Below are 23575 nucleotides of genomic sequence, written 5' to 3'. Positions count from 1 at the left end.
CGTGATAGCTCGGCATTGCGCGACATAACGAACCAGCGATAGCCTGGGCTCACCTCATATCAACGGATCGAACGTGAGGCACATCCTGCAATAAAACAATTAATTGCTCGGCACGATATGATCCAGGCAGTTGCAGAGTGAATTCAAGTACAGTCTCCTCCCCGGAGTCTGTGCTTATTTGCTGTTCTGTTTTGAACCCAACCACCGAGATTTTCTCCTGTCCCAGCAAAGCCAATACGGTTTTGAGGGTGTCCCCTTCCTTTAGCAGTCGAATGGTCAGCGTCTCTGTTCTCGCGGACACCAACCAGCGTGTCGGCCGATGCAGCAGCATCTGTGCCACTACAATAAGCAGCGTTACCCCAGCCCCAGTCCAATATAATCCCGAACCCACAGCCAGTCCCATTCCTGCAGTCGCCCAGATTCCCGCCGCTGTCGTCAATCCCCGGACCGTGTGGCGCTGTGTGAAGATCATCCCGGCTCCAATGAAGCCAACCCCACTGACCACCTGTGCGGCAATCCTGGATGGGTCAAGCGAGAGATTCGCCCAGCCTGCCTGATCCTGAAAGCCATACTTAGATACAATCATCATCAATGCTGCACCCACCGCAACAACAAAGTGTGTACGTATCCCCGCTTCCTTCATTCGGTTCTTGCGCTCATATCCGATCAACACGCCGCATATACCAGCTATGAGTACACGCATTAAGTATTCCATTTCCATGTTCATCACCTCTCTTATGTATATGCTTACATGTATCTTTCTTTACTATTTACCCAATCCCTGCCTAATAAAATAACCGAATTCTTTGATTACTCGCATGAAATCTCAATGGAGCCTCAATATAGATAGAAAGAAGCGGCACCCCAACCGACCCCACTTCATATATTCTGGATTACTTATTGGTTGTCTATGCTATACAGACCATATACATCACTTCTCTGCCCGAAAACTCTCCCCACGCCTTTCTCCAAGTCCATAATAATGTCGGAAATTATAAATTAAAGGATTCCACTTCTCTGGGTTAATCTTGTTCAAACCTGATATCAGTCGGGCATGTGCGTGTACCTTCAACGCTTTCACTTCCACAATCGCCATGAAAGGCGTATGTTCGGGAATACGAATGTGTTGTACCGCGGCTTCAATCTGGAGCGGACACTCCGCTATTTTATCCGGCTCAACTTGAATTGAACCTTGGGGCGTTAGTCCAGAGACGGCAAATTTATCATTGCAAAACTCAAATCCCATCCTCCTTTTCTCTTCAGGAACGGGATATATTCCGGTATAACGCCCCAGTCCCTCAACCTGCTCCCACATGGATGCATCCGGCAGATTAATCACACATTCGGGATGACGACTCAGGTTCTCAAAGGCTTTGCCCTGAATACCGACTCCAAGTACCAGGCAGTCGCCCAGTGCCCAGGATGAAGAAAGCGGAGACAGGTTTGTCGTCCCATCTCCGTTTAACGTGCTCAGCAACAGTACTGGTGTGCCATAGTACAAAATACTTGGAGTTATAACCTCATGTTGCATCACCTCTTTGTTCAAGTCCCGATGGTTCACCGGTTCAAACTCTTCTTGCGCTCTATCATTGGTATGCAATGTTTCTTCCTCCATTCTTCAATCCATCCCTTCCATTCTCTTGGGTTCTAATTCATGCTTGATTGAATTGTAATACACCAATAGTTAAGGTATCATCGAAGTATGAGTACATATCCGAATATTTCTGTTATTGCATCGTTAATTGCTGATCCCAGTCGTGCTATTTTTTTGGAAGCTTTGTTGGATGGTCGTGCCCTTCCTGCAGGCGAACTTGCTTACATGGCGGGTGTTACTCCTCAAACGGCAAGCAGTCATCTCGCGAAGCTGGTCGAAGGTGGCCTGCTCGTCGTTGAACAGCAAGGGCGACACCGATACTATCGTCTCGCAGGCAAAGAGGTTGCTTTTCTGATTGAGACGATGGGTAGTATCGCCGCACCAGTACAAGTGAGATCCCTCAAACAGTCCAACCAGCTCCAACATCTAAGCTTTGCTCGAACCTGTTATGGGCATCTTGCCGGAAAATTGGGGATATCGTTGTGTGAAGCTTTATTGCGGGAAGGTTATCTCGAAGAGCCTGAGGATGAGCAGGCCAAGGATTACCACATTACAGAGAAAGGGATTCAATGGTTCACTTCTTTTGGCATTATCCTTGATGGGAAAGCCGGATCACGCCGCGCTGTGGCTCGCAAATGTTTGGATTGGAGTGAACGTCGTCACCATATCTCCGGAGTACTGGGAGACGAACTGGGACGCCGCTTGTCTGAATTGGACTGGACCCGTCAGAAGGCAGGCAGCCGTTCGGTTGAAGTCACGGAAGCTGGCAAGAAGGGGTTGTACGAGGTATTGGGCATTTCTTTATAGGGACGCAATCGGGCATTCTTTCTTGTACATCGGCAAAATGACGATACATCAAAAATCCCCCTCCTCAGTATCCGTTAAAGGTTACTGAGGAGGGGGATTTTGTTTTGTTTGATTCAGAACGGAGAGAGAGGGATACTCTCACTTCATTCGAGACTGCGATGTATTCCTTCCGAAGCGTATGCTTCGACGAACCTTTAGGGTTCTCATCCCTTATACAGAGATGTATATCAGAACGGAGAGAGAGGGATTCGAACCCTCGCACCGCTTACGCAGTCTAACCCCTTAGCAGAGGGTCCCCTTATAGCCACTTGGGTATCTCTCCAAGAATGGCTCCCCGAACAGGGCTCGAACCTGTGACAACTCGATTAACAGTCGAGTGCTCTACCAACTGAGCTATCAGGGAATAATAATCTTGAATAACCTAAATTTATCATGATTAATATTCCAAGTCAACATGCCTCCGGTGACTTTCTTTATAAGCTTCAGATACTCCCATAAATGCTCACCAGGGAGCATATTGCATATAGTCTTGTGGTCTTGTAGTAAGAAGTGTTGGTTCCAAAAAACGTTCACTTCAGATGGTATGAATCCCCAACTTGCCCGCACATCGACCACAGCGGTACCGCTTCGGATCAACTTTGCGTTTACGCAAATATTCCGTGCCACAGCTCTTGCACACGAGCTTATAGCGATACGGTAATGGCTTTCTGCCCTTTCCATACGGAAGAGACTGACAGAACCGCGAACCGCCCACCTTCTGCAATAAGGCCTTGAATTCAGGATCACGGTGTTGGTAGCCGCGTCCACGAATGTGAAGATGGTAGTGACACAGTTCATGCTTGATGATTTTCTCAACCTCTTCCCGCCCATAGGCTTCGAGCTGATGAGGATTAATCTCTATTCGGTGACTCTTGAGCATATAACGCCCACCTGTAGTGGTCAGACGACGGTTAAACAGCGCCTCGTGAGTGAACGGAACACCGAAATGATCCAGTGACACCTGCTCAATCCAATGCTGCAATTCCTCATTTTCCATCGGTTCTCCTTTCACACCCCTTGGGCCATTTGTTTTTCCGCCATAATACTTGAATTTTAACCGTTTCGTAGGCTACACTGTCAAGTAGAATGTATGAGGGGAGATTATTACTCGTTATGCCTACAATGCGCTACGTCATCCTGCAGCAGGAACAGCAATTGCAGTTTGTGGAAATGCCTGCCGATTACGCTTATCAACTCAGTGCGCTCAACCTGCGCCTGCACAAAGAAATTGACAAACTTACCGCAGCAGATGTACCTGTTCTGCCTTGGGCAATCGCTGAATGTGACAATCTTGACCTTCTGGACGAGCAACTCTCCATCATCGGAGGCCTTGATTATATCAATGCGCTTGAACAAAGCTTCGCAGCACTAAGAGAGAGTGAATATCCTTTGATCTCCCTGCTCACTGAGATCCGGGCGCTTCAGGCTCAATTAGAGCAATGGTATGAAGAAGAGATGGAATCACTCTAATCCACTTATGGACTTATTATTAATGCAGGATGGAACCAAAAGCGCATCTCCTAAAAGCGGAGGTTGCGCTTTTTTTCACTTTTTCCAACCCTACATTCATAGGCCCCGCTCTTCAGTACATATCCGTATACATATTGAATTTTCCGTGTTCATCACGGGTTAATCTGCACAGTCCAGGCTATTGCCACATATGCTAACGTACAGATGAATTATGCAAGAGGAGGAGATACCCTTGCCTCAATGGCTTTGCAATCAACTGATGCGTGCATTTCACAAAAAGGACAGCAGACAGATCAAGCTGCTGAACGAATGCTGGTTCTTTTACCGAAACAAACCGACAAGTGGCACCCCGCGCAGCGCGGACAGCGAACTCTAAGAATCTGACGCCACTCTCTCCGTCCACTTCAAGCTCTCACTTCATTCATAAATTCCCTTCGAAGAATACAGTACGGGCAACAGTACTATTATAACTGACAACAAACAGCCTTCCCATTACAGGGAAGGCTGTTCTCCGATCATTGTGTTGGATTAGGAAGACTGCTTAGAAGAAGCAGGCTTCTTCATCGTGAGGCCGACACGACCTTTTTTGGTATCCACGTTCATCACCCAAACCGTTACATTATCCCCGACAGATACAACATCCATCGGATGTTTGACATAACCGTTACTCAGCTGTGAGATGTGGACAAGTCCGTCACTCTTGATGCCGATATCAACAAAGGCACCAAAGTCGATCACGTTACGAACCGTACCTTGCAGCTCCATGCCTTCCACCAAATCCTCAATTTTGAGCACATCTGTGCGGAAGATCGGTAGCGGCATTTCCTCACGCGGGTCACGACCCGGACGCTGCAAGCTGTCCAGAATGTCACGCAGTGTAGGCACACCCACATCCAGCTTCACAGCCAGCTGTTCTGGTTGTTGCTCAGACAGGAGAACAGACAGTTCCTTGCTGCCCAGCTTGTCCAGCGCAACCTGAAGCTCCTTAAAGAGCTGATCAACGACCTTATACGATTCAGGGTGAATCGGTGTGCGATCCAGCGGATTCTCACCTTCGCCAATCCGCATAAAGCCTACACATTGCTCATAGGTTTTGGCGCCCAGACGCGGCACCTTTTGCAACTGGCGACGATTCGTGAACCGGCCGTTCTCTTCGCGGTATTTCACGATATTTTTAGCAATCGTGGCATTTACACCCGCAACATAGGACAGCAGTGAAGGCGAAGCCGTGTTCACATCCACGCCCACATGGTTAACTGCGGATTCCACAACAGCCTTCAGGCTTTCTTCCAATATCTTTTGAGATACGTCATGTTGGTATTGGCCTACACCAATGGCTTTTGGATCGATTTTAACCAACTCAGCCAGCGGGTCTTGCACCCTACGGGCAATCGAAGCAGCACTCCGCTCAGCAACGTCAAGATCCGGGAATTCTTCCTGGGCTAGCTTGGATGCAGAATACACACTCGCTCCAGCTTCATTGACGATCAGATACACGAGACTTTCGTCCCCGTTCTCCTGAATAATCTCGGCAACAAACTGTTCTGTTTCCCGGGATCCGGTACCATTACCGATGACAATCAATCCGATATCATATTGCTTGATCATCCGATGGAAAACCTCGGCAGCTTCACGCTTCTTGTTATGTGGTGGCGTTGGGTACGTAACAGCCACTTCGAGCAGCTTGCCCGTATCGTCGACCACAGCCAGTTTACAACCGGTACGGTAGGCAGGATCGACACCAAGCACACGTTTGCCATGAATCGGCGGCTGAAGCAGCAGATTACGAAGATTAGCCGAGAATACGGATATCGCTTGGTTTTCACCTTTTTCCGTCAGTTCTGCACGAACCTCACGCTCAATCGAAGGGGCAATCAATCGTTTGTAAGCATCTTCAACCACAGCACGCAAAATGTCCTGGACCGCAGATGCACCCTTAATGATTTGTCCTTCCATATGACGGTGAGCCGGTTCAGGCTGCACGTCCAGACCCACTTTCAAAATGTTTTCACGTTCACCGCGGTTAATTGCGAGAATACGGTGAGGAGGCATTTTTTTGGCTAATTCACGATAATCATAGTAGTTCTCGTATACAGACTCCTGCTCAGCATCCTTCGCTTCCGAAGTCAGCATGCCATGATCGAGCGTATAACGACGAATCCATGCACGAATAGCAGCATCATCTGCAATATTCTCAGCCAAAATGTCTTTGGCTCCCTGAAGTGCGACCTCTGCATCTTCTACCCCAAGTTCAGCATTGATATAACGCGCAGCTTCCTCCAGAACATTCCCTTGCTTCGGTTGACCCCAGATCCAGATAGCGAGTGGTTCGAGACCTTTTTCCTTCGCCACACTGGCACGGGTTTTCCGCTTCTGACGAAACGGACGGTACAAGTCCTCCACTTCCTGCAGCTTGACTGCCTGCTTGATGGATTGTTTCAATTCTCCGGTCAGCTTGCCTTGTTCCTCTATAATACGGATGACTTCCACTTTGCGGTCTTCCAGATTGCGCAAGTAAACAATGCGCTCTTCAATGAGCCGCAGCTGGTTCTCATCCAGCTCTCCAGTCATTTCTTTACGGTAGCGGGCGATAAATGGAATCGTATTGCCTTCGTCCAGAAGCTCCGACGTAGTGCGGACCTGCTTCAAGGATAGTGACAGTTCCTTGGCTACCTGTTTGATGATTCGTTCATGGCGTTCTGCCTTTATTGTTTCTTCATTGGGTTCCAGAACCGTTTCCTGTTCAGACAAATAAATCCCTCTTTCCTTCCTGAATCGTTCAGTTGAAGCTTGTTCAGGGCAGCTTTGCTGCTGTAATCACAGTATCGAACCTGCATTCATGCAGATTCCTCTCCCCTATATTATCACAAAATCCCGTTCAGATTTCCAGCATTCGTCCAGGTTACAAGTTCTTACAATTGAGATTACGTATCAAACCTTCATCTCAGCCATAAGAAAAGACCGAAAAACGTCTCCCCGACGTCTTCCGGTCTCCCCTGACAAACACTGCATTCACGCCAGTTTATTATACCCGTTCGAATCGGAACATTTCACTCCAATAGTCTCCCGATGCACGGCCTACAGAGATCCCACCATACATTAGCGCATCCCCGGTAAACGTCTCGGAGCCACCTTTCAGGCGATAATCCGCATTAGGGTCAAGGCCCTTCAGCTTCAGACGTTGGAGCGGTGCATTCGGTTCAGACAGCACACGGAAGTAGAATACAACGGCTTCGCTGCCATCTGGTGCAATAAACATCCAGGCCGTTTCATTTCCCTCAAACGGACTTAGCAAGCGCCGGAACGTTCCGTATTGGATAGTTCCCCGAATTTCTTTGTACAGTTCAACCTGCGCCTTTACAATGTCATTCTCTTCCTCTGTGAAACGGGTCAAATCCAACTCGTATCCAAAGTTACCGGACATAGCGACATGTCCACGAATCTCCAGTGAAGTAATTCGGTTGACCTGGTGATTTGGAACTGCTGAGATATGTGACCCCATTGAACTTACCGGATATACCAGGCTTGTACCATACTGAATACGCAGACGGGATATCGCGTCCGTATTATCGCTGGTCCACGTTTGCGGCATGTAGTACAGCATACCTGGATCAAAACGGCCGCCACCACCTGAACAGCTCTCGAACAGGATATTCGGGAACGCTGAAGTAATACGTTCCATGACTTCGTACAATCCAAGCATATAACGATGTGCAGTCTCACGTTGTCTGTCTGCTGGCAGCAATGCAGAACCCACTTCCGTCATATTCCGGTTCATGTCCCATTTCACATATGTGATTGGCGCAGATCCAAGCACATCGCTTAGCAAGCGTACAATCTCATCACGCACATCCTGACGGGAGAAATCGAGTACCAATTGTTGGCGCCCTTCCGTCCGGCGGCGATCCGGCACATGCAGACACCAGTCCGGATGAGCACGGTACAATTCGCTGTCTGGCGAAATCATCTCAGGCTCGAACCATAATCCGAACTGCATGTCCAGATCGGTTACCCGGTTGGCCAAATCATCCAGGCCTTGTGGCAGTTTGTTCTTGTCCACAATCCAGTCACCGAGCGAGGAGTTATCGCTGTCCCGATGTCCAAACCATCCGTCATCCAGTACGAACAGTTCAATGCCGAGCTTCTTCCCTGCCTGGGCGATCTGCTCAATCTTATCTGCGTTGAAGCCGAAGTAGGTCGCTTCCCAGTTGTTGACCAGAACCGGACGCTCTGCATTGCGGAACTTGCCACGTGCAAGGCGCTCGCGATACAGTTTATGATACGACTGAGACATGCCATCCAGACCTGCATCCGAATAAACCATGACCGTCTCAGGCGTCTGGAATGACTCCTGCGAATCCAGCTTCCAGCTGAACTCAAACGGATTGATTCCCAGCGATACACGAGTGGTGTGGAACTGATCCACTTCCGCCTGTGCAGCGAAGCTGCCGCTATATACAAGGCTGAACCCGTAGACTTCACCCTCATCTTCGTCTGTACCCGGTGTCATCAGTGCAATGAACGGGTTCTGCTGGTGACTGCTTGAGCCGCGACGGCTCTCGATGCCTTGCAGGCCGGAAGCAAGCGGTCTGCGAACGATGTCCCGTTCACGCGTCCATGCTCCTGACAGTTGCAGCAATTCGTAATCGGCATGCGGGAAATCAACGGAAGAGCTGAGCGCACGTGCAATATTCACCGAGGTAGCGCTCTCATTAATGATGCGCATGGAACGCGTAATCGCATTAAATGCTGTAAAGGCCGTGTAGCTAAGTTCAATCTTGATCCCTGCAACACGGTCTTCCAGTTCAACGATGAGTGTCTCGGCTTCATCGTCAGACTCAACATAAGTTGCAGGCAGTCCGGTAAGCGCTGCCTTTCCTTTGATCAGTTGATAGCCTGTATACGTAAACTCCGAAACGGTTGAACCATTCTCAAGCTCCAATTGGATTGCCGGATTACGGAAATCACTTGTACCATACACCGGCAGTTCTACTGCCAACGTGTCGAAAGAGATCGTCCGATCTTCCGGCACCGGATTCGGGCTGAACGAAGCACGCTCTGTACGCACATGAAGCCAGCTCAGATCGGTATCACGCAGTCTTTTGCCATAATACAAATGTACTAAATATCCCGAAGGCAGTACCTGAAATACATAGCTTGCCTTTTGAGTCTGTAGATGAAATTGAAGCTTCTCCTGATCAATATAAATGCTCATATGTCTCCTCCACCTCTATATATGTCGATTAACGTAAACGGTTTCTCAGGTATCATTATAACGAAAAGCTTCACAATGTTCTACGCTTTCATGAAGCTTTAATCAAAAGAGCGTACCCCGGCCGTTAGGCTGTTGTACGCTCTTTTGATTGCTGTCTGAAATTGTGTGTTCCTGTAAGGAACATCCATTGTCTACGGATGGCACGGCAGAACAAAGAAACAATTGTCTAATGCCTTAAAAATCGATTAAACCCAGGCTGATCTGTAAGGCTTCGTTGACCAGTTTCATGGTCTCCTCGTCCAGATGGGTAATCTTGTCGGTCAGCCTCTGCTTATCAATCGTCCGTATTTGTTCGAGCAAAATAACCGAGTCCCGGTCAAAGCCGTGTGCCGCCGCATCAATCTCCACATGCGTCGGCAGCTTTGCCTTTTGGATCTGGGCGGTGATCGCCGCCACAATACAAGTAGGACTAAACCGGTTGCCGATGTCATTCTGGATAACCAGAACCGGCCTGACTCCACCTTGCTCGGAACCGACAACGGGAGAAAGATCCGCAAAAAAAACGTCACCGCGTTTTACGATCAATGTCTACACCCCGCTAACTAAGCGGTCCAGAGTGCTGTCCGCATCTTCCTCCGCGTGAAAGGCCTCGGATGCCATGGTGAGGTTAATCTTCGCCATCTCCATGTACCCTCGCTGCATCGATTCACGGATGTAACGTTTCTTACGCTCCGTCAAATACAGCTTCATGGCCTGCCTAATCAATTCGCTGCGGTTGGAATTCTCCAGCGCTACGATGCCATCCACTTCTTGCAAAAGATAATCAGGCAAACTGATCATGATCCGCTTGGTGTTCTGCAAGTTGGCCACCTTTCTTCCACCCCCACAAACCTTTCGCCATTGTGAACCAGTATTACGTTTTTCCAGAACTTTTATACAAAGGAATATATATGCCCCGAGTATATCAAGTATGCTGTACTCCATTATAAACACGGGGAACAATATTCGTACAGACCAAACATCTCTTTTCAGGATTTTTCATCCCAGTCATCATTCATAATTCGAGATGCTCCGACAGTTTTCCTTCTGTTCTGAAAAAAAGTTTATTGGTAATAGCGTCCAGTCGAGCTATCAGGATGTCAAAAGAGGGTTGATTCTGGCGACTACTGCTCCATTACGGGTATAAACCCGAGGGATTCGATGCGCCATCATGCAGATCACTTCGTAGGGAATCGTACCGAGCTGAGACGCCACTTCGTCTGCAGTTATGACTGCACCCGATTGGTGGCCGATGAGAACAACCTCTTCGCCGGCTTGAATTTCTTCTGCTTCTGCTGCAAAAGATTGTAGCGACACCATACACTGATCCATGCAGATCGTACCGACGACGGGAACGCGGCGGCCGCGCACAAGTACATGTGCTTTACCTGACAGCATTCTTGAAAATCCGTCTGCATAGCCAATAGGCAGGGTCGCTATTCGTTCGTTCCCTTGTGTTACATATCGGGTTCCGTAGCTTACACCCCAGTGAGGTGGCAGCGTTTTGACCAGAACCGCCTTCGTCTTCAGTGTCAATACCGGGGACAGCTTCACTACCTGGTGATTTACCTCTCCCGAAGGATACAATCCGTACAGACTGATTCCCACACGGACCATATCGTAGGACAACTCCGGTGTATCAATGGTAGCGGCGCTGTTCGCCGTATGTATAATCGGGATGACACATCCCTGATCCCGCAGTGCATCAACCACGCCTCGGAACCGTCGATACTGCTCCAGTGTATAGGTCTTGTCTTTTTCATCCGCCTTGGCAAAATGGGTAAACATGCCTTCAAGCATCACCTGCTTCAGATTGGCTACTTCCTGAATGAATGCAAGCGCCTCGTCGCCAGGCAACAGGCCAAGTCTGCCCATGCCGCTGTCGATTTTGATGTGAACCTTGAGCTTACGAGAGGATGTGCCCGTCTCCAGATGTTGAATGGCTTCGAGTACTTCCTTACTGAACAGCGTAATGGTTACATCATGTTTCCATGCTTCAGCGATGCCTTCTGGCGGCGTGTAGCCCAATACCAGAATCGGAAGGGTAATTCCGTGTTGTCGCAATTCAAGCGCTTCGTCAAGAAAAGCTACACTTAAGTAATCCACGCCAACTCGTTCCAGTTCTCTGGCCATCTCCACTGCTCCATGCCCATAGGCATTTGCCTTCACACAAGCGAGCAGTTTCTTACCTTGCGGCAATGTTTCACGGAAAGCGTCTACGTTGTTGCACAAATGATCCAAATTGATTTCCGCTTGGGTCGGCCGATATTGTTCTTGCACGTTAAGTCACCTTCTCTAATCATCTTAATCCGGCTCACGTCAGACTCCATCGTAATGCTCAAGCATGTGACTGTCAAATGAACGGAAGATCTGCAGTCCAAAACACATACAAGAGAGCTATCCTGAAGTCGGGAGCAAACGCGGAATAAGAGCCATAAGCCAGACCATGAATGAGATATTTATCTCTCCATAACGTAACTCATCTGCTTATATCGTATTATTTACCCGGTTCCTCCCGCGTAGAAGCGTGTTTTGCATTATTGAGTGCACTGGACCTAATCTTTGCTTATCTTACGCAGGGTCACGGGCTGTTGATACCCATAGCTTCAACTGAAATCAAATCCTGTGAATCACTGCTATAGAACAGGAACGAAGACCTGTATATGCAGCAAAGCACCGGAGAATTCATCTCCGATGCTTCTTAGCATTCCTTATGTTAGGACGACTATACTTTCCAAATCATTTCCCTGACTCTTCCTGCATCGATGTCGCAATCTGTACCATCTCATTCTGTGGAAGATCTGCACTTGTGATCCGGTACTCCACTCCATCTGTCATCCATGTAAGTGTCTGTAAGGCATCTCCACTCAACATACCCAGCGTGAATCCAAGATCCACGACACTGGATGGCGCAAGTGATACGGCTCTGTCCTGTGGCCTTGCTTCAAAAATCGTGTAGTTATATGTTCCTTCGTAGCGAAGCATAACCGAATAGTCTCCTGACCCTTCCACGATCTGATCGTCTTTCAGCTTGACGCCTTCCGGTGCATAGGTCGGCTGAATAACCCCGAAGCTGCCTGTACCTTCCGGCTCGGCTGATGTCGGTTCTTCCGTGCCTTGCCCGCTGGCTGGATCTTCCGAACCTTGCTGCTCGGCGTTATCACTCACACCCGTCTGTCCGTCACTAACGGTTCCACTTGGATTCGATGCAGAACCTTCCTCTGTTGTAGCTTGAGGATTGGTAGTCTCTTTACCTTCCCCAGCAGGAGCCGTGCCTGAGTCAGTACCGACCTTGCCACCATTTTCAGTAGCAGCAGTCATATTACGCTGCATGTCAAAAGCGTCTTTCTCAAATTCGGTACCAAATTTGAAGCTATCGAACTTCACATCGACCACCACATTGGCATTCGAGTCGGATACTTCTACCTGTTTTGGAGCGTAATCGCTTTTGTTTAACCATATTTTCTGTCTGACCAATGCATGTGTATTGTAGTTGGCAGCTACATCGAATACATAGCTTTCCTTCTCATCGGCAAACTGGCGGGTCGAATCACCTGTTATGCTGCGGATCAGCGTCTCGTAGAGGTAGACCTGGCCTTGGTTATCCGGCCAGTTGCTCTGGAAACGGAAGCTTTTGTTCTGACTTGGTGTCAGAACAAATACGCCCTCATCATTGCGCAGTACAATTTGTGTTACATCCTTTTTGGCATTCGTTAACGCGATACGATAATACGAAGGCTTTTGATGCCATACCTCGACCTTGTACTGCTGCGGCGTATCTCCGGTATGCAGCGTCATAACGCCTGCCCCCTGATAACTTTCCATTTCTCCTACGACTTCGTTCAGATCTTTGACCACGGCTGCCGCATCCTTCTTCCCGCAGGCGGCAAGTAAGGTCGATAAGACCAATACCATGGCAAGCATCCATGATATTCGGCGCATGACATCATCCCCTTTAGCACATGTTTTCACTTCAGGATTGTGCGTACAGCAGAACCCCTACTTGATTAGTACATGTTATGAGGGACTTGTTCGATATATGCGGACTAGTTTGACAAGCATTCCATCGTGCATTGCCACAATACTCTATTTGATTACAGAAATCAGTCTCGGGTAGGATGTAAAATTCAACCAGATTCTTCATAGTAAATACAGATAACAACCCAACCAATGCAATTACATACCACTATTATGTAGCTGAATTGATGTACAACTCTATTTTAAATTGGAGGAAAATAATGAACACAACCTACCTTCACTCATTGCTGAATGGATTGGATGATTTTGCGGAAGAGCAACTTCAACGTTGGAAAGGAGTAGGTGTGGCGGTAGCGGTTATCCACAAGGATGAAGTCATTTTGCAAAAAGGATACGGTTATCGCGATCTGGAGTCCAAGCTTGAAGTCACACCCCATACACTATTCGCGATCGGTTCAAGTACCAAAGCCTTCACAGCATCAACAGCTGCCCTGCTCGTCGATCAGGACATTCTGAAGTGGGACACGCCTGTTAGAACCTATTTGAAAGACTTCAAAATGTTCGATCCCGTAGCTACAGAACGCCTGACCATCCGCGATATGCTCTGTCATCGCTCCGGACTTCCAAGGCATGAGATGGCATGGTACAACTCATCACGGAGCAGAGAAGAACTCGTAAACGCGCTTCAGTATTTGGAGCCTAATGAGGACTTTCGGAACAAGTGGCAATATCAGAACCTGATGTATATGGCCGCTGGTTATCTGGTGGGTCAACTCAAAGGAACTTCATGGGAGAATGTTGTCCAGGAGTCCCTGTTTAATCCACTTGGTATGAATTCAAGTGTCTTTTCTGTTGATGAGATGCAGAATCAACCTGACTTCGCCTTCCCTTATATGGATCAAAATGGAGAGAGTACACGAATACCTTTTCGGAAAATAGATGCCGTAGGCCCTGCTGGCTCCATTAACAGCAATCTGGTCGATATGATCGCCTGGGTGCAATTTCAATTGAATCAAGGGCAACAGGGTGAGAATCAACTGATTTCCAAAGAACAGTTGGCTGTTATACACAGCCCGCATATGGCTTGTGATACACCATTCCACAGCAAAGAGCTGCCTGTTAGCACGTACGGTCTGGGCTGGATGATTGATTCTTATCGCGGACACGCCATGATTCATCACGGCGGGGCAATCGATGGTTTCGCTTCACAGGTCGCCTTTTTACCGGAGGAACAGATCGGTGTTGTAGTCCTTTGCAATACCAATGGGAGCATTCTTCCCTACACGATTTCTTTTAACGTTATTGATCGTTTGCTTGAAGTGGAACCTGTAGATTGGAGCGGGAGATTAGCCAAATTAATGACTGGAGACTCAACTGATTCCGAAGCAGCAACAGACACCATAGAAACACCAACTACTTCAGAAACCTCTGTTGAGGAAAAACCAGTGGAAACTCAGGTTCATCCCCATGATCGTCCTATCCATGCGTATGCGGGAAGTTATACCCATCCGGGTTACGACGAGATCGTTATTCAACAGACGAACGATGGGTTACAGGCCACATTGAATGCCATGGAAATGCCTATGGAATACACTGGAAAAGATACTTTTTCCGTAGAACTTGTCCTGTTTGGCTTGAAAATCACTTTTACGTTTAAGACGGATGAAGAGGACACCATAAGCTCTCTCTCCATTCCGCTGCTGCTGGAACCGGGCACGAATCCAATTGAATTTATAAAAACACCTTCAGAATAAAAGCATCCCCCACCGGCCTATCCCATTGTAGTCACTAAACACCTTACCACAATGGGATATACGCCGGGTAACTCGCAGTATCTTCTCCTATATTCGGACTTCTCTTCACCCACAATCGACGCAGATCAGGCATACCGAATGCTACTACACGATAATCCTGAAGCGAAACGTGGTGTGCATGTTCTTCCCTGAAGCTGTATGTAGGCAGGAGCAAAGCCTCTTGAATGAGTCGCCCCTCCAACGTCATTAGCGTACGCAATCGCTCAGCACTATCCTGGATCATAACGACGTGTCTGCATTCGCGTTCCAGCTCGCTTTTTCGCTGGTCATCCAGTGCCATGAGGAACAGCGTATTATGGAACGTATACATCGTTAGTAGACTCAGCGTCACATGCTCATCGAACACTTCACCCGTGTAGATCACATCATAAGAGGCGAACTCGTCATGGTATACGGCGTCTACCGGATTACCCGGCATAACATTTACCTTCAGCCCAATAAGCTCACAACGCTGTGCGAACCAGGCCATGTCTGTCTCCATTTTCTCGCCTTCCTCTACCCATACATTCATGATCTGGCCTGCGTAGCAGCTGCATTGTAACAACTCTGAAGCTCTTACGAGAGAAGAGTCTGCAGGGGGGGAAAGTTGTTCCGATTGTTCATTTTTTTCTATTTGTTCAAGCATCTGCTTTTCCTCGGACTTGTCTCGAACCAGGCTATATGCAGCCTGTACACTTGAGCGTGCCAATGCCCCCATCATCTCCTGTGGATCCATCAGTTGCTGAACAGCCTGGCGAAAGTATAAATCCTGCTGTGGGCCTTCTTTTCGCATATTAAACGTCATATATACGCCGCCCTGAACCTCATGCTGAACCGAACGAGCCTGTCCGTCTGGAAACAAGTCCTGTTTGATCACCGACTCCACCAGACCCGACTGGGGAAGCTGCCATATTTCAACCCGATCAATAAAAGCCCGGCCCCTGAAATAGGAAGTGAATACGTCCAGCACAAGCAGCTTGGGATGATTGCGTGTCAACCGGTAAGGTCCTGTACCAATCGGATGCATCGGGTCCATCTCCATATCACGGGGCAAAATGGATGCATTCATGCTGCTCATCAGATCCGGGAACATAAAGTTGGGAAAACGTAACACAAAGCGCACCGTTAGCTCATCGAACGTTTCTATGCGATGAATAGAACCAAACAGTGACCTGCAAGGGTTCTCCTGATCGGAAATAATTCGTTCAAACGTATATCTTACGTCCTCTGCATCAAGTACCCTGCCATGGTGAAAGAGTATGCCTTTGTGCAAATAAAAGGTCCACTCTGTTCCATCAGGGTTGCTCTCCCATGCAACGGCAAGACTCGGTTCACAGACTTGCCGCTCAGCGTTGTACTGCACCAAGCGATCAAATACCTCCGCAACAATTCCAACCTCTCCCCACATGGCAGCCCTGGTCGGGTCTAATGTCTCAAAGGGAGTTTCCTGCGGAATACGCAGGGTATCAACTCTTCCACGAGCGCATTGATCGGAGCGTAGACCGAACTGCCCTTGCAATCCTTGCAACAATATTTCCCGCATTGAGAACGGCAGTGTTGAAGCCAGCACATAGGCCTCCTCCAATTTGTACCCTTGCAAGAATCGGTCGAATCGTTCCCGAGCGGCCTGTAGCAGGGGAAGGCAAAAAACGAGCACTGATGTTTTCCCTCTGCCGCGTTGTGGGCTCCATCTGATCCAGCCATGATCCATAAATTTGTTCATAATCAGATTCATATTGCGCATCGTACAACATAAATGATTCGCCAGCTCACCAATCGTTGTATGTATTTCTTCCTCTTCGTCCACGTTCGAAAAGGCCATGCGAAGCTGAATATAATGATCCATGACCTCCACAACCATCCCTGCCTTTCCTTCCCCTGATTAAAATACGAAATTGACCCGTACGCTTCTACAGTTTTTCTTCAGGTTTTCCTCCATTATACTCAGGTACATCGACAACACCAGCGGGAAGGAAGAGAACTGCACATGAAATATACTGATTTGCATCGCAACATCAAGATTCGTATCATTACTGATTTTTTTACGGATCTAACTCAGAAATCCATTATTCCTTTTATGGCGATTTATCTGAGTGTCCAGCTTGGTGCAGGCTGGGCAGGCATGCTGTTAACCGTTAATATTGTGGCCTCCATGATCGTTGGCTTGGGCGCAGGATACTGGTCTGACCGAGTCGGACGCAAGAAACTGATGGTCACCGCCCAAATGTTGCAGGTATTCGCCCTGTTCTGGCTGGCTGCCGCTAACTCCCCATGGATGGACTCCGTTCCTTTAACTTGTGCCATGTTTCTGCTTAGCAGCATCAGTTCGGGTATCACCGGGCCCATTGCCAATGCCATGATTGTAGACGTGAGCAGTGAGCATGAACGTCAGTATGTCTATGGGCTGCAATATTGGACCACCAACGCTGCCGTTACGATCGGTGCATTGATGGGAGGATTATTATTCGAATCCTTTCGCTTCATTTTGTTCAGTCTGGTATGCATGGAGAGCCTGGTTACACTATTTATTCTCTTGTTCTATATTCATGAAACAATGGATAAGAAACACTTCGAGCAGCTTGATGCCCCGATAAATAGGAATATATTGAAAACTTATGACGGTGTATTTAGGGACAAACGTTTTATGGTGTTTTTCACCGCAACGGTGCTGGCTGTCTCTCTGGAATTCCAAATGGATAAATACATCGCCGTTCGTCTGAAAACTGAATTCAATGCCCAACTGTTCAGTTGGGACATCTCAGGTCTGCAGATGTTCAGTCTGATCATGGCGATTAACACCGTACTCGTCGTAATCATGGCCATTCCATTCTCCAAATGGATGAGGCGTTTCCAATCCAGATTTATCATGACCGTCGGCATGTGTCTGTACACTACTGGTTTTGCCGTGCTCGCTTTCAGTAACTGGGCCTGGCTACTTGTAACATCGGCTGTACTTCTGACCATTGGTGAACTCATGTATGCGCCTGTCCGTCAGGTCATGCTTGCTGGCATGATTCCCGACTCCGACCGTGCTGCCTATATGGCTGCTGACGGCATGAGTTATAACGCGGCCGCTCTGCTGGGTAGTCTTGGCCTAACGATTGGGGCCTTTCTGCCTTCGTATGCAATGGCAGGCCTGTATGTATTGATGGGTATCGGTGCTCTCGTATTTTTCCGGCAGTCTCTCCGGCCATCAACGGTTCAAAGTGAACCACAACCATGCGCAGACGCCTCCTGAATTTCCGGCTCCTCTATGCTGGATTTTGCTCCTGGTAGTTGTGAGTTCTATTGGGAATGTATATCACAATCTACTATCTTGAAACCTATCGTGCCAGTAATCAGTAATAAACAGGAGAGTCCGTTTTACAAAATTTTCTTTTGAAGGAGTGTTTACATGCATTTATCCAATCGAAGCACCCGCTTCAGGTTCACCTCACTAACGGGGGCGTTCATGGCTTTTATCCTGTCCCTCAGTCTATGGGCACCCGCCGTGCAGGCGGAGACCGCACCTGCCGCGGTCAATGAAAAAGGAAAAGTGACAGCGCTGACAACGGAGTCCGCGACAGCTTTTCTGGATACATTTTTTGATTCCGCCGAAGCGAAAGCCCAATATGTTGGTGCTTCCGTAGTCGTTGTCAAAGATGGAAGAGTCGTGGCAGAGAAAGGGTATGGATATTCCAATCTGGAGAGTAAAACACCCGTTGATCCGAAAAATACCACCTTTCGTATCGCCTCGGTTTCGAAAACATTTACGTCAGCCGCTGTCATGCAGCTCGTAGAGCAAGGCAAGGTAGATTTGAAAGCTGATTTTCAGACCTATGTGAAAGGACTGGAATTCGATAATCCTTTTGACAAACATGTAACGGTAGAGAATCTGCTCACACACACCACCGGATTTGAGATCCGCGACCCACAACAGGAGGATATCCATGCCGACTTCGATAAAAGCGTATCGATGGAGGATTATGCCAAGTTACATATGCCCCCTGTCGTTAGAGAACCTGGTAGCGCCTACATGTACGACAACTTCTCCTTCCTGCTGCTTGGCATGATTGTGGAGAATGTGAGCGGAGAGCCGTTCGAAACGTATATGCAGCAGCATATCTTCAAACCTCTTGGTATGAATAACAGCAGTTTTATGCTGAACGGCAAGTTCAAAAACCAACTTGCAACAGCCTATGATGCGGGCCATAATCCACTCGACCTGTACACCCTTTCCCCAACACCTATGCCTCAAGGCGGCATGCTCTCAACGGCAGAGGATATCGGGAATTTCATGATCGCTTTCCTGAATGATGGTGTGAAAGATAACGAACGTATTTGGAAAGAATCTACGGTAAAAAGCATGGAACAATACCGTTCTTCCATTCATCCGCTGCTACCAAATACCACTTATGGATTTGAAGCTGCTTTTCAGCTTCCGGGTGCAGGCAGCAGTTCCAAAATTATTACCAAAGCTGGCGACCTGATCGGATTCAGCTCTTATCTCTTCCTTATTCCTGAGCAAAACACCGGCGTCTTCCTTACTTACAACCAGACGGGAGCACTTCGTAATTTCTTCTACCCGGCCTTTATCCAGACGTTCTTCCCGCAATATGCGGAGCCCGTCAAGTTCAAGGAATATACACCTCAATCAGCGGATGAACTGCAACGCTTCGCTGGACTTTACGCGGATCTGCGACTAAGTACAATTGTTAGTTCCCTGAAAGATGGCGGCAAAGAACCTGGACAATTAAGCATTTCCGACGTCTTCCTTGGCCCACGTACCCTGATTCAGGTTGAAGATAATCTCTTCAAGGATGAATTAACAGGCCAGTTCACGGCGTTTAAGGAAAATGCTGATGGAACCATCTATATGAAAGAACCTTATCTCAACCCAATGGGTTATGAAAAAAAAGGACAGAAACCCCAAGGTTTCCGGGATGTCCAGGCGAATAGTCCTTATGCTGAAGCCATCTATGGATTACAATCCCTTGGATACTATACCAATGATGCAAGTGAAGCTTTTCAACCCAAAAATGCCGTTACACGGGCTGAATTCATTGAGGACGTCCTTAAAATGAGCGGGCTGAAAGCCAGCAAAACGGCGCCACCTGCAGATACCGACTGGGCAACTCACCCTGCTGCCGGTTACATTCAGCTAGGTTATGAATCCGGCATGATCACGGGTGCGGATGAGAAACAGTTCAAACCGGATCAGGCCATCACACGTCAGGAAGCCATGGTGATGATCTGGAGAACTCTCCAACTGCAATATCCAAATGAACTGTTCGAGGATGTGAAGCTGGCCGGGCAAACAGATGCCTGGGCTGTGCCTGCGATCCAGATGATGGTTAAGCTAGGCATCCACGGTCCTGAAGTGAAAGTGCTGGGGGATGGATCAGTCGATTTCCTCTCCCGCAAACCACTGATCCGTCAGGAAGAAGCAGCGATTATGTACCAGCTGTTTACACAGCCAACCGACAAGATCGTAGCTGACCTGATGACAAATCAGCCGCACTCGGAAACTTCCTCAGATGAGGAAACTGCCGAAGATACAACCGCGCCTGTAACCGTGACTCCTGAATAACCGGAATAACAACCTCATATTCACGGTATAAAAAACGATAAACAGGCTTGTTCGAAGGAGGATAACCCTCCTTCTGAACAAGCCTGTTTTGGTTAGCGCGGTGACCTTTTGGTGTACCATTCGATGGTACGATGATACTCAAGAGGTACTCGTAAGTTATGGATTAAATACCTCGCTCAACATGGAAGAGACATGTTGATTGCCATTTCGCTGGTCATATTTATCTGCGGCTGCTTTGGCATATACCGTAAAATAGTCGGCCAGTTTACGCAAATCTCCCGGATCTCCTTCATAGGGGAATGAAGCAGGAAGCCGCAATCGGTATCCTGGAGATTCATCAGCCCAGCGGCGCAACAGTTGTGCTGCTCTGGCATAGAACATCATCTTGGCAAACGGATCTTCATGATCCATCGCGAGCACCAGGCTTTCTTCCAGTACATCGATGCCCTTCGCCGGGTTCGTGCGTGCAAGATAATCCATCTGCTCGGCAAAGCTTTGCACAAAATCATTATGTCCTTTGATCATGCGATAGCCTTTGGCCTGATGTTTGTCAGCTTCATCAATCTTGCCAAGCCGGTATAGTGGCATCAAAATCTCCGATAAGGTCAGGTGCGGAATTTCGGCACAACTCATTCTCCCTCTCAAAATAGGCTTCGCCGCTTCCAATACCTTCTCATCATCACCTGCCAGTATCCAGTAGCGCATAATCTCGTCCTGCTCACACGCCTCACAATCACTCATAAAGTCACGGTCCATATTTCTGAACTTCGTATAGCTGGTACCCGCCTCCTCCAGATCGCCAAGATCCATGGATATGCGGAACCGGTAATACCAATACGAACGTTCGCTGTACCCAAATGATTTGAAGCGACGTCCAAAGTCCTCCAGGAGCTCCATCATTTTATCGCGAGACACTTCCGGGAAGCTGGATAACTCGCCCAAAATCCATTTATACGACCACATTAACGTTTCTTCGTCATAGCGTTCAGGCTGTTGATCAAACTTGCCCAGCTGCCAGGAAAAAGCAATCAGTGCTTTCATCGGATAACCGCAGAATGTCGCGGTCTCCACGATCTCTGAACGCGCTTCGTACGCTTCCTCCTCCATGCCGTTCACATCGGCGACTTTTGCCGCTTCCTCCAGCATGCCCAGCTTCGCTGTTCCATTAGGCAGGCCATAGGCCTCATCCATCAGATCCTCAAAATCCATTTCGGTCTTCATCAGGCATCCCCCTTACGATCTGTATTTGCACGCAAACCCCAATCAATAAAACGAACGATGCCCTGATTCAGCACCTCAAGCTCCTGTCGATTCATCGCATAATGCCCCATCATTAATGCATTGACATACAACATCTCAATGGCAATCGGAGTCATTTGGGCATCCGGTGAAGTCAGGACCCGCTGAATAATTGGATTGCTGATGTTCAGGTACAGGGTTGAATAACCTGCGGAACTAATGCCGGATGACAATGATCCAAGGACGGAGGAGAACAATTCTGTACTCTCCTCACTTGCTTTTTCCAATGCACGCAGCGTGGAAGACTCCTGCGAGAGCGTGAACAGCACCGGCAAATCAGCTGGCTTGAAGCCCTTGACCTCTGCACGGCAGCGGAAACGTTGCAAAGCAGAGTCCGCAAGGCGCAAGGCATCGTAATACTGATTCCGTTCAGCTGGTGGCACGTCGGTGAAACTCATGGATACCTCGTCCGGCTGCAACCGTTGCGTCTGTACATGTTGCACCGCTAGTGGCAGCATTGCCATCAGATCGCTGTCGTAGATATATCCACCGTTAATGACCAACATCGATTGGGCTGACGCGACATGATGAATCTGACGATACTCATCAACCGTGGTAGTGAAGTACAATGTCTCTCCCTCACTCATCAACTCGCCCAGTTCCCGATGGCCACGGGTGCTTTCAAACGGAAGCCAGCGGTGAATCATCGCGTAGAACTCCTGATCCTGCACAGCCAGTGCCTTCATCGACAGCGCATGCAGGCGAATCAGCTTTTGCAGCCGTTCCGTCTGACTCTCAGCCATGTCGGCCAATCCTTTACGAAGGGCATCGCCAAGTTCGGAGCGAACCTCTTCCAGCTTTTCATTTTCATAAAAATGTTCCCGTGAAGCCGTTGGTTGAAGCTCGTCTGTCCAGATTAGGCATTTCACGAAGAAGGCCCATTCCGGCAAAATATTCTCCGCCTTCTCCGAGATCAGCATTCGCTTCAGGTACACCCGGTGAGAACGCTTGGCATTCAGATTGACAGCATGCGGCAGAACAAAGGCTATACCTCCCGTACGACCTGAAGCCGTCGTCAGTGGGATGAAATCCTGAAACTTTTCTCCAAGCAATCGTTCACCAAAAGCAAGCACTTCCGCTCTGCGTCCACGTGAAAGCTCAGGCTCCATCAACCAGATCGGTGACTCGCTATTGACGATATGTTGAACACCGTCACTATGCAGGATGACTGGATAAGGCAGTAGCGCTCCATAATAGAACAAGGCTTCTTTCACATATTCCGTTTCAAAATAATGGGCTGCATCCGGCGTACAACGCAGATATACTTTCGTTCCCGGAGACAACTGTGTCTCCAATTGCCGAATCGTATAGGTGCCATCAGGCTTACCCCGCCATTCCATCGAAGGTCCACCCTTCGCGGATTGCGTCAGCATGACGATTTCATGACTCACCATGAAACAGGACAATAATCCGATTCCGAATCGCCCGATAAACGAAGTTTCTCCATCCAGCAAGGCCTGCTGCCCACGCTTCGAGGATTGACCTATCATCGCGAGAAACTCATGGATATCGGCTTCTGTCAAGCCAATGCCGTTGTCCTCCACCATCATGGTCAACTGCTCACCTGTTCCGGTCAGTTCCACACGGACTTCACCCTGGAATCCCGGTTCCGCCTCTGTTCGAGCTGTAATGGCATCAGTCGCATTTTGCATTAATTCACGTAAAAATACTTTAGGGCTGCTGTATAGATGGTTCGATAAAATCTGGATCATACCGCTCAGGTTCACCTGGAAGCGATACTCATTGGATGCTGTCATTTCGCTCACCTTCCT

18 protein-coding genes and 2 tRNA genes are annotated in these 23575 nt (G+C 48.4%); 6 read left to right on the top strand and 14 right to left on the bottom strand.

Going from position 1 to position 23575, the window contains the following annotated elements; translation table 11 throughout:
- Positions 1–49: 49 nt before the first annotated feature.
- Positions 50–721 (bottom strand): MgtC/SapB family protein, encoded by a 672-nt coding sequence (locus ACDJ58_RS05515; RefSeq protein WP_079695276.1) that lies wholly within the window; start codon positions 719–721, stop codon positions 50–52.
- Between the two features lie 210 nt (positions 722–931).
- Positions 932–1531: a flavin reductase family protein gene (locus ACDJ58_RS05510; protein ID WP_413379486.1), complete on the bottom strand. Its 600-nt coding sequence runs from the start codon at positions 1529–1531 to the stop codon at positions 932–934.
- Positions 1532–1702: 171 nt separating this feature from the next.
- Here ACDJ58_RS05510 and ACDJ58_RS05505 point away from each other — a divergent pair, with 171 nt between their 5' ends.
- Entirely contained in the window at positions 1703–2401 is a 699-nt protein-coding gene (locus ACDJ58_RS05505) for an ArsR/SmtB family transcription factor (protein WP_413376169.1), read from the top strand.
- Between the two features lie 233 nt (positions 2402–2634).
- Here the strand turns inward: ACDJ58_RS05505 and ACDJ58_RS05500 are convergent.
- The 3 genes from ACDJ58_RS05500 to ACDJ58_RS05490 form a co-directional block, all read right to left on the bottom strand.
- Positions 2635–2723: transfer RNA gene (locus ACDJ58_RS05500), tRNA-Ser, on the bottom strand.
- A gap of 5 nt (positions 2724–2728) precedes the next feature.
- Positions 2729–2804: transfer RNA gene (locus tag ACDJ58_RS05495), tRNA-Asn, on the bottom strand.
- 171 nt (positions 2805–2975) lie between these two features.
- Positions 2976–3437 carry a SprT family protein gene (locus ACDJ58_RS05490; protein ID WP_413376167.1) on the bottom strand — a complete coding sequence of 154 codons (462 nt, stop codon included), beginning with the start codon at positions 3435–3437 and terminating at the stop codon, positions 2976–2978.
- Positions 3438–3553: 116 nt separating this feature from the next.
- On the opposite strand from ACDJ58_RS05490, the gene ACDJ58_RS05485 reads away from it, so the two are divergent.
- Positions 3554–3910 carry a hypothetical protein gene (locus ACDJ58_RS05485; protein WP_024630711.1) on the top strand — a complete coding sequence of 119 codons (357 nt, stop codon included), beginning with the start codon at positions 3554–3556 and terminating at the stop codon, positions 3908–3910.
- A 232-nt stretch (positions 3911–4142) separates the two neighbouring features.
- Entirely contained in the window at positions 4143–4286 is a 144-nt protein-coding gene (gene cmpA / locus ACDJ58_RS05480) for a cortex morphogenetic protein CmpA (protein ID WP_090808144.1), read from the top strand.
- Between the two features lie 152 nt (positions 4287–4438).
- Here cmpA and ACDJ58_RS05475 read toward each other — a convergent pair whose 3' ends face one another.
- The 6 genes from ACDJ58_RS05475 to ACDJ58_RS05450 form a co-directional block, all read right to left on the bottom strand.
- Positions 4439–6661: a Tex family protein gene (locus ACDJ58_RS05475; RefSeq protein WP_413376165.1), complete on the bottom strand. Its 2223-nt coding sequence runs from the start codon at positions 6659–6661 to the stop codon at positions 4439–4441.
- 274 nt (positions 6662–6935) lie between these two features.
- On the bottom strand, positions 6936–9125 hold the full coding sequence (locus ACDJ58_RS05470; protein WP_413376163.1) for an alpha-galactosidase: 2190 nt from the start codon (positions 9123–9125) through the stop codon (positions 6936–6938).
- Between the two features lie 234 nt (positions 9126–9359).
- On the bottom strand, positions 9360–9710 hold the full coding sequence (locus tag ACDJ58_RS05465) for a type II toxin-antitoxin system PemK/MazF family toxin (RefSeq protein ID WP_024630714.1): 351 nt from the start codon (positions 9708–9710) through the stop codon (positions 9360–9362).
- 3 nt (positions 9711–9713) lie between these two features.
- Complete coding sequence (locus tag ACDJ58_RS05460) at positions 9714–9995, bottom strand: CopG family ribbon-helix-helix protein (protein ID WP_024630715.1); 282 nt, start codon at positions 9993–9995, stop codon at positions 9714–9716.
- Between the two features lie 261 nt (positions 9996–10256).
- Entirely contained in the window at positions 10257–11444 is a 1188-nt protein-coding gene (alr, locus tag ACDJ58_RS05455) for an alanine racemase (protein ID WP_413376160.1), read from the bottom strand.
- A 459-nt stretch (positions 11445–11903) separates the two neighbouring features.
- Positions 11904–13106, bottom strand: a complete 1203-nt coding sequence (locus ACDJ58_RS05450) for a DUF4367 domain-containing protein (RefSeq protein ID WP_413376158.1) — start codon at positions 13104–13106, stop codon at positions 11904–11906.
- Between the two features lie 296 nt (positions 13107–13402).
- On the opposite strand from ACDJ58_RS05450, the gene ACDJ58_RS05445 reads away from it, so the two are divergent.
- A complete protein-coding gene (locus tag ACDJ58_RS05445; RefSeq protein WP_413376156.1) occupies positions 13403–14896 on the top strand; it encodes a serine hydrolase in 1494 nt (497 codons plus the stop codon).
- A gap of 43 nt (positions 14897–14939) precedes the next feature.
- Here ACDJ58_RS05445 and ACDJ58_RS05440 read toward each other — a convergent pair whose 3' ends face one another.
- Complete coding sequence (locus ACDJ58_RS05440) at positions 14940–16796, bottom strand: ABC transporter substrate-binding protein (RefSeq protein WP_413376154.1); 1857 nt, start codon at positions 16794–16796, stop codon at positions 14940–14942.
- 126 nt (positions 16797–16922) lie between these two features.
- On the opposite strand from ACDJ58_RS05440, the gene ACDJ58_RS05435 reads away from it, so the two are divergent.
- Both ACDJ58_RS05435 and ACDJ58_RS05430 read left to right on the top strand, forming a co-directional pair.
- Entirely contained in the window at positions 16923–18173 is a 1251-nt protein-coding gene (locus ACDJ58_RS05435) for an MDR family MFS transporter (RefSeq protein ID WP_413376152.1), read from the top strand.
- Positions 18174–18329: 156 nt separating this feature from the next.
- Complete coding sequence (locus ACDJ58_RS05430) at positions 18330–20504, top strand: serine hydrolase (protein WP_413376150.1); 2175 nt, start codon at positions 18330–18332, stop codon at positions 20502–20504.
- Between the two features lie 156 nt (positions 20505–20660).
- On the opposite strand, the gene ACDJ58_RS05425 is transcribed toward ACDJ58_RS05430, so the two are convergent.
- A complete protein-coding gene (locus ACDJ58_RS05425; RefSeq protein WP_413376148.1) occupies positions 20661–21725 on the bottom strand; it encodes a hypothetical protein in 1065 nt (354 codons plus the stop codon).
- On the bottom strand, positions 21725–23560 hold the full coding sequence (locus ACDJ58_RS05420) for an HSP90 family protein (protein WP_413376146.1): 1836 nt from the start codon (positions 23558–23560) through the stop codon (positions 21725–21727). Before ACDJ58_RS05420 ends, ACDJ58_RS05425 begins: the two co-directional genes overlap by 1 nt.
- Positions 23561–23575: the final 15 nt, after the last annotated feature.

Origin of the sequence: Paenibacillus taichungensis, from assembly GCF_047302525.1 — a bacterium.
In the GTDB taxonomy this organism is placed as follows: domain Bacteria; phylum Bacillota; class Bacilli; order Paenibacillales; family Paenibacillaceae; genus Paenibacillus; species Paenibacillus taichungensis_B.
The sequence above is the reverse complement of the archived record's forward strand: the minus strand, read 5'-3'. Positions and strand labels throughout refer to the sequence as shown.